This window comes from Calidithermus roseus (genome assembly GCF_003574095.1).
In the GTDB taxonomy this organism is placed as follows: domain Bacteria; phylum Deinococcota; class Deinococci; order Deinococcales; family Thermaceae; genus Calidithermus; species Calidithermus roseus.
Map to the genome: position 1 here is coordinate 1 of NZ_QWLA01000100.1, position 9,450 is coordinate 9,450.

The 9,450-nt window shown below is 66.7% G+C and carries 7 protein-coding genes and 1 pseudogene; 6 read left to right on the top strand and 2 right to left on the bottom strand.

Annotated features, from left to right (window positions below; genetic code table 11):
- Nucleotides 1-135: 135 nt before the first annotated feature.
- Complete coding sequence (locus Mrose_RS16860) at nucleotides 136-1,398, bottom strand: M16 family metallopeptidase (RefSeq protein ID WP_245970007.1); 1,263 nt, start codon at nucleotides 1,396-1,398, stop codon at nucleotides 136-138.
- A gap of 5 nt (nucleotides 1,399-1,403) precedes the next feature.
- Nucleotides 1,404-2,639, bottom strand: coding sequence for a M16 family metallopeptidase (locus Mrose_RS16865; protein ID WP_119280252.1), 1,236 nt, complete (start codon nucleotides 2,637-2,639; stop codon nucleotides 1,404-1,406).
- Between the two features lie 103 nt (nucleotides 2,640-2,742).
- Between Mrose_RS16865 and Mrose_RS16870 the strand changes: the two genes are divergently transcribed.
- The 6 genes and pseudogenes from Mrose_RS16870 to Mrose_RS16895 all read left to right on the top strand — a co-directional run.
- The gene (locus tag Mrose_RS16870; RefSeq protein ID WP_119280254.1) at nucleotides 2,743-3,648 is read left to right on the top strand and encodes a CAP domain-containing protein; all 906 of its coding nucleotides are present in this window, start codon (nucleotides 2,743-2,745) and stop codon (nucleotides 3,646-3,648) included.
- Between the two features lie 159 nt (nucleotides 3,649-3,807).
- Nucleotides 3,808-4,704 (top strand): DMT family transporter, encoded by an 897-nt coding sequence (locus Mrose_RS16875; protein ID WP_119280256.1) that lies wholly within the window; start codon nucleotides 3,808-3,810, stop codon nucleotides 4,702-4,704.
- Between the two features lie 114 nt (nucleotides 4,705-4,818).
- Complete coding sequence (locus Mrose_RS16880; RefSeq protein WP_119280258.1) at nucleotides 4,819-5,691, top strand: 3-hydroxybutyryl-CoA dehydrogenase; 873 nt, start codon at nucleotides 4,819-4,821, stop codon at nucleotides 5,689-5,691.
- 238 nt (nucleotides 5,692-5,929) lie between these two features.
- Nucleotides 5,930-7,429: a 4-alpha-glucanotransferase gene (gene malQ / locus Mrose_RS16885; RefSeq protein ID WP_119280260.1), complete on the top strand. Its 1,500-nt coding sequence runs from the start codon at nucleotides 5,930-5,932 to the stop codon at nucleotides 7,427-7,429.
- 321 nt (nucleotides 7,430-7,750) lie between these two features.
- Nucleotides 7,751-9,082, top strand: a complete 1,332-nt coding sequence (locus Mrose_RS16890) for a hypothetical protein (protein ID WP_119280262.1) — start codon at nucleotides 7,751-7,753, stop codon at nucleotides 9,080-9,082.
- Between the two features lie 117 nt (nucleotides 9,083-9,199).
- Nucleotides 9,200-9,319, top strand: a pseudogene (locus tag Mrose_RS16895) (LOG family protein); the annotation flags it as partial.
- Nucleotides 9,320-9,450 lie beyond the last annotated feature (131 nt).

Genomic DNA, 9,450 nt, shown 5'->3' on the forward strand with positions numbered 1-9,450 from the left:
CCCGAGGACTACCCCGCCATCCCCCTCCCCGAAGACCGCCTCTTCGTGCCGGAGGAGTTCGTGCCGCTGTTCAGGCAGCAGGGATGGTAGGGGATGTGGGGTACTGGGTTCCAGGTGACGGGAACTCTTTGGCGATCAGCTATCGGCCTCAGGCGGCACTAAGCGGTAGAGGAAGCCCTGTGAGAAGGGCCTGGCCTCGAGCAGCGCGTTCACATCGGCGACGGTGAGGGCTTCGTACTTGCGGGCCATCTCGCTCAAGGTCTCGTAGCGCCCGGTGTAGACGTAGGAGAGGCCCAGGTTGAACAACCGGCTCATGGGGGTTTCGCCCGCGAAGACGATGCCGGTGGCGATCTTGTTCTTGGCCCGCTCGACCTCCTCGGGCCGCACCCCCTCGCGCTCGAGGCGCTCCAACTCGCGGCGCAGCACCTCCACCACCCGCTCCTCGTTGGCCGGGTCGGTTTGGGCGAAGATGTAGAACAGCCCCACCCCGTCGTTCTCGTCATGGCTCGCGTTGACCGACTCCACCAGGCCGCTGTCTACCAGGGCCCAGTGCAGGCGGCTGTTGCCCTCGGCCCCCAGGATGCTCGCCAGCACGCTCGCGGCGTAGCGCCGCTCGTCCTGGGCGGCGAAGCCGGGCGCAAGGTGGACCAGGTAGCTCTGGGTGGCCTTAGGGTAGGGCTGGCGGAACTCTCCTGGCTGGGGCTGGAAAGGCGCGTACTCCCGCCCCGCGCTCACGGGCCGCCAGGGGTGGGTCAGGACCCGGACCTGCTCGAGGGTGGCCTCCCAGTCGAGCTGACCGGCCAGGGCCAGCACCATGTTGGCGGGCGAATAGCGCCGGGCGTGATAGTCGGCCATCTGCTCGCGGGTCAGGGCCCCGACGCTCTGCGCCGTACCCAGCACGCTATTGCCCAGACTGTGCCCCCGGAAGTAACGCGCGCGGGCCCAGTCGAAGGCCATGAACTGTGGGCGGTCGGCGTAGAGGGCGATCTCCTCGAGGATCACCTGCTTTTCGGTGTCGAAATCCTCCTGGCGCAGCGCCGGGCGCATCATGTCGGTGAGCAACTCGAGGAGCCTGGGGCCGAACTCCGGGAGCACCGCGCCGTGGTAGACGGTGTTCTCCTCGGTGGTGAAGGCGTTGCTCTGCGCGCCCATGCGATCGAACTCGAGGTTGATCTCGATGGCGTCGCGGGTAGGGGTGCCCTTGAAGAGCATGTGCTCGAGGAAGTGCGAGACGCCCGACTCCTCGGGGCGCTCGTCGCGGCTGCCGGTCTTGACGAAGTAGCCCACCGCCACGCTGCGGGCTGCTGGGTTGACCTCGGCGATCACGGTGAGGCCGTTGTCGAGCCGGGTTTCCTTGAATTCCACGCCGGTGTCCATGGGGGTCGCTTTCAGCTTCATCGGGTTCATAGCGAGGCCACGATCTGATCCACCGGACCCAGGATGGCCGTCCAGGGGTCGCGGTAGGGGTTTTTTGCCAGGTAGCGGTTGATGCGCTCTGGGTCTACGGCGGCGATGGCGGCCTCGATCTCCTCGAGGCTGCGCACCCGCCCCAGCAGGTAGAGGTCGCGGGCTATGCTCACCGCCCTCGAGCGCGCCGACTCCTCCTGCATCACCAGCATGGTGCGCAGGCCCACCTTAGCCCGCTCGAGCTCCTCCGCGCTCACCCCCTGGGCCAGCCGCTCGATCTCGGCCCGCAGCACCCGCAGGGTCTCCTCAGCCCGCTCCGGCGTGGTCCCGGCGTAGGCGCTGAGGTAGCTGTAGCCCTTGACCCCGTTGGGCGAGGCGTAGACCGAGTAGACCAGCCCGCGCTTCTCACGCACCTCGACGAACAGCCGCGCCCCCATGCCGCCTGAGAGCACCTGCGCTGCCAGACGCGCGGTGTAGAACTCGGGATGGCCGATGCTCACGTCGGGGTAGATCAGCCCGATCTGCACCTGGGCGCTGTGCTGCTCGAGCCGCAGGGTATGGGGCTGGCTCACGACGGGCGCGGGCACCGTCACCTCACCCCCCTGCCACAACCCGAGCGTGGCCTCCACAGCCGCCTGGGCCCGCTCGAGGCTAACCCCCCCGGCCAGCGCCAGGATGGAGCCGCGGGCCCCGTAGCGCCGCGCGAAGTCGGCCCGCAGGGCCTCGGGGGTGGCTGCTTGGAGCCCCTCGAGGCTGCCGCTGGGATTGCGCCCGTGCGGGCTTTCGAAGACCGCCCGCCGAAGCGCGGTGAACATCTTCTTGGGGGGCTGGTCCTCGAGCGAGGCCAGTTCCTGTAAGGCTACCTGCCGCACCGTCTCGAAGGCATCCTCGGGCAGCGCGGGCCGCATGAGCACGTCGGCGTAGAGCGCCAGCACCTTCTCGAGCTGCCCCGCCAGGAAGGAAGCCCCCAGCGTGGTGTACTCCAGCCCGGCTGCGCTGCCCCGGCGCACGCCTAGGTCGTCGAAGGCCTCGGCCAGGGCCCGCGCGTCACGGCCCCCGGCCCCCTTCCACAGCCAGCCCTCGAGCAAGTTGGCTGCCCCCTCCAGGCCCTCCGGGTCGGTGACGGCCCCCACCGGCAGCAGCAATTGCATGGCCACGCCGGGGTTCCAGGGCTGTTCCTCCACGGCCAGGATCAGGCCATTGGACAAAGTCACGGTTCGCGCTAAAGCCATATGCCCTGGGAGTATACGGCCCGGTGGGCGGGGTCAAGGTGTAGCAGGGCTCAGATGACATATGCCCTGGGCCATGCGCCTCCTTTGGGATAGGCTCGAGGCTGTGAAGCCTCCTCGTCTGCTGGTTCTGCTGGCGCTGCTGTTTTCGACCGGCCTTGCCCAGAGCGCCCTCGAACTCGAGGTGCTGGCCCAGACCAACCAACTCCGCCTGGCGCGAGGGCTGGGGGCCTTGCTGTGGGACAGCCTGGCCTACAAAGCCGCCGTGGGTCACGCGCAGGACATGCTGGCGCGGGGCTACTTCGGCCACGACACCCCCGAGGGGCGCACCCCCGGCCAGCGCATGGCGGCGGCAGGGGTCACCGAGGTGGTGGTGGGGGAGAACCTGGCCTACTACGAGGGCTACCCCGACGCCGACATCCCCAGGAAAGCCGTGCAGGACTGGATGAACAGCCCCGGCCACCGCGCTAACCTGCTCAAGGGCGACTTCACCCACCTGGGCGTGGCCCTGGTGCGTCAGGGCCGCAAGGTGGTGGTGGTGCAGAACTTCGTGGGGCGCCCCTTCGATCCCGTGCTGAAGCGAACCTCGGCCCAGGCTCAGCGCACCCTGCTGTGGCTGAGCGGAGAGGCTCCGGGAACGCTGGGCATCTTCCTGGACCGCCAGCTATTTGCCCAGGTCGGGCCCAGGTTGGACCTGAGCCTCGAGCTGCCCCCCGGTTCGCGCCTGGAGTACGGCTTCAACGACGGTCGGGGCTGGTTCGTGGCCCCTGAAGGGCAGGGCGGCGGCTGGCAGGCCCGCCTCGAGGTCACCCAGGCTCCCGGCGTGGCCCTGCGGCTGGCCCTCCCCAGCGGCCAGTACGCGCTCGCGGTGGGAGCCGAACCCCGCTTCTGGCGGCGAGTCGTGGGGCCGGAAACGCTCGAGGTGACCCTGCCGGGCACGCTGCAATTCCTGTGGGTGGGACGGTTGCAGGGGCAGAAGATCGACTACACCCACCGAATTCCTTTGCGTTGAGCACCGCTGGTGGATAGCCGAATAGTCTGGGGTGAAACGGTGGCTCGCCCCGACAGAAATTGCCGATAGTCCCTTGCGTTTAGCGTTTCGCGTACGACCCCATAACCGAACGCAATTCGGATACTGCCCGACTCAGCCGGATTGCATTAGACTCTGGGAATGGATTACCGTACGCTGCTGGCGATTGTGGCGACCCTATTGCCCTGGGCCTCGGCTTTTGCGGGGATCCGGGCCGGTCTCGAGGCCTACTCCCCCGGCCACCTCACCCTGCTGCGCTTTTTGGTGGCCTCGCTGACCCTCCTGGTCTACGCCCTGGCGGTGCGCATGCCCCTGCCCCGGCGAGAGGACTGGCCGGGCATCTTTGCTCTGGGCTTCGTGGGGATCACCGTCTACCACACCGCGCTCAACTTCGGCCAGGTCACGGTGCTGGCGGGGCCTGCCGCCTTGCTCATCGCCTGCGGGCCGGTCTTCACGGCTCTGCTCTCACGCTACTTGCTCAAGGAAGAGATCTCGCCCTGGGGCTGGATTGGCATCGCCATCGCTTTTACCGGGGTGGCGCTGATCGCCTTCGGCAAGCCCGGAGGCTTCGAGCTGCAACCGGGAGCCCTCCTCATCCTGCTCTCGGCCCTGGCCACCTCGCTGTACTTCGTGCTGCAAAAACCCTTCTACCGGCGCTACACCGCCCTCCAGTTCACGGCCTACTCCATCTGGGCAGGAACCCTGCCCATGCTGCTTTTCCTGCCGGGCTTGGCTCAGGAAGTGGCGGCGGCCCCGCTGCCCACGACGCTGGCCGTGATCTACCTGGGGGTGCTGCCGGGCGGGCTGTCCTACGTCACCTGGTCCTATGCGCTCTCGAGGGCGCCCGCCACGAGGGTCACCAGCTTCCTCTACGTCAACCCCCTCATCGCCACGCTGATCGCCTTCGTCTGGCTGGGCGAGGTGCCCGCGCTGCTGTCGATGATTGGCGGGGCCATCGCGCTGGTGGGGGTGACCGTGGTCAACACCCTGGGCAAGGTCAAAAGCGCCCCGCGCCCGGAGCTCAGGGTCGAGGGCTGAGTCCAAGAACTCTTACACCGAACGCTGAACCCAAGGTGCTGAGGCTCCTGCGTCATAGGTCGCACACCCAGGGCGGGGCGCGAAAGGTGAGTTCAGCCGATACAATGACGGCGTATGGAAATTCGCAAAATCGGTGTAGTTGGTGCAGGGCAGATGGGATCGGGCATCGCCCAGGTGGCGGCGCAGGCGGGCTACGCGGTGGTGCTGCGCGACCTCGAGGAAAGCTTCGTCGAACGCGGCCTGAGCACCATACGGCGCTCCTTAGCCAAGCTGCTGGAGAAGGGCCGGCTCGACCAGGCCACCCACGACGCCTCGCTCGAGCGCATCCAGACCACCCTCCAGCTCTCCGACCTCTCCGACTGCGACCTGGTCATCGAGGCCATCGTGGAGAGCGAGCCCGCCAAGAACGAGCTCTTCCGCGAACTCGACCCCCTGCTCAAGCCCACGGCCATCCTGGCCTCCAACACCTCCTCCATCCCCATCACCCGCCTGGCCTCGGTGACGAAGCGCCCCGAGCGCTTCATCGGGATGCACTTCATGAACCCCGTGCCCCTGATGGAGCTCGTCGAGGTCATCCGGGGCTACCTCACCAGCGACGAGACCACCCAGGCCGTGCTGGAAGCCGCCCGCCGTATGGGCAAGACCCCCGTCGAGGTCAACGACTACCCCGGCTTCGTCTCCAACCGGGTGCTGCTGCCCATGATCAACGAGGCCATCCAGTGCGTGATGGAGGGGGTCGCCACCCCCGAGGCCATCGACCAGGTGATGAAGCTGGGCATGAACCACCCCATGGGCCCCCTCACCCTCGCCGACTTCATCGGCCTCGACACCTGCCTCTCGATCATGGAGGTGCTGCACCGGGGCCTAGGCGACGACAAGTACCGCCCCTCGCCGCTGCTGCGCAAGATGGTGCAGGCCGGGCTCTACGGTCGCAAGAGCGGGCGGGGCTTCTACCGCTACGACGAGAAAGGGAACAAGATCGGCTGAAGAAGGGTTGAGTGCTGAACGCCCGGCGCGGGTCGGACGTCCTACGTCCTACATCGTACGCAAAACGCTAGACGCCGGTCGTACGTCTTGCGTCGTACGTCCTACGCAAGACGCTTTCGCCCTCGACCCGCGACGAACCACGCGCTACGGGCTGACGGCTAATCGCTAATTTCCCGCCTGGCGACGGGGAGCCCTCGAGCCGTAGAAACGCTTCCACCGGACCCGGTATGCTGGGGCCATGAACTTACAACGCAGCTTCGGGATATTGCTCCACCCTACCAGCTTTCCTGGCCGTTGGGGCATTGGCACGCTCGGGCAGGAGGCCCGCGCTTTTATCGACTGGCTGGCCAGCGCGGGGGCTAAGTGGTGGCAGGTGCTGCCGCTGGGGCCTACGAGTTACGGGGATTCGCCCTACCAGTCCTTCTCGGCTTTCGCCGGGAACCCCTACCTCATCGACCCCGACATGCTCATCGCCAGGGGCTGGCTCGAGCCCGAGGACCCCCCGGCCTATCCCGCCCACAAGGTCGATTACGGTTGGCTCTACGACACCCGCTGGCCGCTGCTGCGCCGGGCCTACGCGGGCTTCGTGGCCCGGGCCGGTGAGGCCGACAAGAGCGCTTTAGCCGCTTTCGAGCAGAAGGAAGCGGGCTGGCTGGCCGACTACGCGCTGTTCATGGCGCTCAAAAACAAGTTCGGCGGCAAGCCCTGGAACGAGTGGAGCCCCGAACTCGTCCGGCGGGAGCCACAGACGCTCGAGGCCGCCCGGCGTGAGTTGGCCGAGGAGGTGGGGATGCACGCTTGGACTCAGTGGCTGTTTTATACCTCCTGGGCCGAGCTACGGGCCTACGCCGCGCAGAAGGGCATCCACATCATCGGAGACATGCCCATCTTCGTGGCCTACGACTCCAGCGACGTGTGGGCCAACCCGCAGTACTTCTACCTCAACCCCGATGGCACCCCCAGCGTGGTAGCCGGGGTTCCACCGGACTACTTCAGCGAAACCGGGCAACTGTGGGGCAACCCGCTCTACCGCTGGGACGTGATGCAGGCCGACGGCTTCGGCTGGTGGATCGCCCGCATAAGGCAGAGCCTGCAGACTTGCGACCTGGTGCGCATCGACCACTTCCGGGGCTTCGAGGCCTATTGGGAGATCCCCGGCAACGCCCACACCGCCGTCAAGGGCCGCTGGGTCAAGGCCCCGGGCGAGGCGCTGTTCCAGGCGGTTCGCGCCGCGCTGGGCGACGCGCCCATCATCGCCGAGGACCTGGGCGTGATCACCCCCGAGGTCGAGGCCCTGCGCGATGGCTTCGGCTTCCCCGGCATGAAGATCCTGCAGTTCGCCTTCTCCGACGAGACCAACCCCTTCCTGCCCCACAACTACCCCGAAGACGGCAACGTCATCACCTATACCGGCACCCACGACAACGACACCACCTTGGGCTGGTACAAGACGGCCCCCGAGGAGGAGAAGGAGTTCATGCGCTCCTACCTGCAGGACAACGACATCACCTTCGACTCCCCCGCCGAGGTGCCCTGGGCGCTGATCACCCTGGCCTTCAAGAGCCCGGCCAGGCTGGCGGTGGTGCCCCTGCAGGACGTCTTCGGCCTGGATACCGAGGCCCGCATGAACTACCCCGGCAAGGTGGGCGGCTACTGGTCATGGCGCTATGTCCCCGAGGACCTCACCCCCGAGCACGCCGCGCGCCTGAGGGCCTTGGCCGTGGCTACGGGGCGCTGAGGGGGTCGTACGCCTTACGTCCTGCGTCGTACGCAATACGCCGAAGGCTGATAGCCATGAGCCACCGGCTCTCGACTCTTTCCCCTGGCTCCCCTTGAGCCAACCTTTATTTTGTAACCTTCCGGTAACGTTGGCTGGTCTAGCCTGAAACCCGCCGCCTATGGGCAACACGCGGCCAGCGGCGCGCTCGCATCGTCTTGGCGAGGGGGTGAGAGGCTGGTTGTGTCGATTGCTTGGCCCGTGAGATTTTTCGCTTGAATTGCTGTTTTGGAGCGCTCTTCAGGGCTCTCGAGCCGGTGAGGACCGCGATAGGAGCAGGCTATGGTAGAAAAGCACGAAAGCGTAAAGGGTGTGCCGTGCTGCCCCGATCTGGAGGCTAGGCCTACTTGTGATTTCCTGGATTTCCACTACCGCCAGATTCACCCCACCACCGTCGTCGTCGGTGACCGTCGTCAGACGGTGCAGGTCGAGGTGCTCATCCACGCCCGGCTCGAGCGCTGCGCGGGGCCGCTGGAGGTGGGCGACCTGGCTTATTCCACCACCCTCTTTCCCGGAGAGAAGGTGCGGCTATTTACCTCCGATCGCCGCACCCGCTTCACCTTCGACTCGGCCTCGAAGCTCAGTTACCGCAACGAGCAGACCCAGGAAGAGCACTTCTACATGGCCAGCATGGACCGCTCCATGTCCGACCTCTCCATCCGCGACAGCGGCCGCTCGAGAAACGTCTCCCAGGGCAGCGCCGAGAGCCACGCCGAGACCAGCGGCTTTTTCGAGACCATCTTCTCGGGGCCGTCGGTGGGGGTCAGCGGCAGCTACAACGCCTCCTCCTCCAGCGAGTTCCTGCGTGAGCTGAAGCAGCACGCCGAGGCCTCGCACAGTCGCTCGGAGATGGCCACCAGGGCCGCGAGCTCAGTCTCGATGGGCGAGGTCAACACCCGCTCGCACGCCGAGGGGGAGACCGAGGACCACTTCGAGTCCAGCAGCCGGGAGTTCAAGAACCCCAACCGCTGCCGGGCGATCACGTTTTACTTCTACCGCATCAACAAGACCCAGACCATCCGCTTCACCCTCGAGGCCATCCGCCGCCGGGTGATCGACCCCGCCGTCAACACCCAGGTGGCGCTCAACCCGCAGATCTCCAGGGGCCAGCTCTCCGTGATCCCCCAGGCCGTGCTGGCCAGCGACGAAAACCGCCTGAAGGTCGAAGAACTCGCGCGCCAGAGCGCCCTGCGGCAAGCAGGCCTGAGCGGGGCGGGCGAGGTCGGGGCGCGGGCTGCGGCCTTCGGCGCGGTTGTGCTGGTGCAAGCACCCGCCGTCGAACCCCTGCCCCTGGCGGTCAAGGAGCGGGCCCTGCGCCAGGTGGACCAGGACCTGGTGAGGGCGGGGCTGCTGGACAAGGTGGGCGGGCAGATCAGCCCCGAGGCCAGGCTCGAGTTCTCCTTCGAGCGCAAGACCTCCTTTCCCACCCCTGGCCTCTTCGTGCGCGGCTGTTTGGACGAGTGCAGCATCTGCGAGCCCGAACTCGAGGAGCAGATCAAGCTCGAGCTCGAAAACCTGCGCTTGAAGAACGAGCAGCTCAAGCGCCAGATCGAGCTGATGGACAAGGACCAGGAGCACCGCTGCTGCCCCTGCCCAGAGACTGCTCCGGCATAGGGGTGTACGCAAGACGCAAGACGCCAGGTGGTCGAAAGCTTTTCTCCACAGGCCACAAGCTCCCTGCACCCGTCGCCCGATACCCGACACCGACCCTCGAGGGCTTATGCTCGGGTCATGCGACTGGTTGCCGTGTTCGGTTCGGCCCGCTCGGCTCCGCATACGCCGCAGTACCGTGAGGCCTATGCTTGGGGCCGGGCGGTGGCGCGGGCGGGATTCGGGGTGGTCACTGGGGGTTATAATACCAAACCTATGTAGATAATAATGCATGCCGAGCAAAGCCATACCCCTACACCCCCACCTGAGCCTGGAGGAACTCGAACAGCGCTACCGTAGCTGCAAGGATGCCAAGGAGAAGACCCGCTGGC

Coding starts and splice junctions, on each gene's coding strand:
- Mrose_RS16880 (WP_119280258.1), top strand. CDS start 4,819: ATGGAAATTCGCAAAATCGGTGTAGTTGGTGCAGGGCAGATGGGATCG.
- Mrose_RS16865 (WP_119280252.1), bottom strand. CDS start 2,639: ATGGCTTTAGCGCGAACCGTGACTTTGTCCAATGGCCTGATCCTGGCC.
- Mrose_RS16860 (WP_245970007.1), bottom strand. CDS start 1,398: ATGAAGCTGAAAGCGACCCCCATGGACACCGGCGTGGAATTCAAGGAA.
- malQ (WP_119280260.1), top strand. CDS start 5,930: ATGAACTTACAACGCAGCTTCGGGATATTGCTCCACCCTACCAGCTTT.
- Mrose_RS16875 (WP_119280256.1), top strand. CDS start 3,808: ATGGATTACCGTACGCTGCTGGCGATTGTGGCGACCCTATTGCCCTGG.
- Mrose_RS16890 (WP_119280262.1), top strand. CDS start 7,751: ATGGTAGAAAAGCACGAAAGCGTAAAGGGTGTGCCGTGCTGCCCCGAT.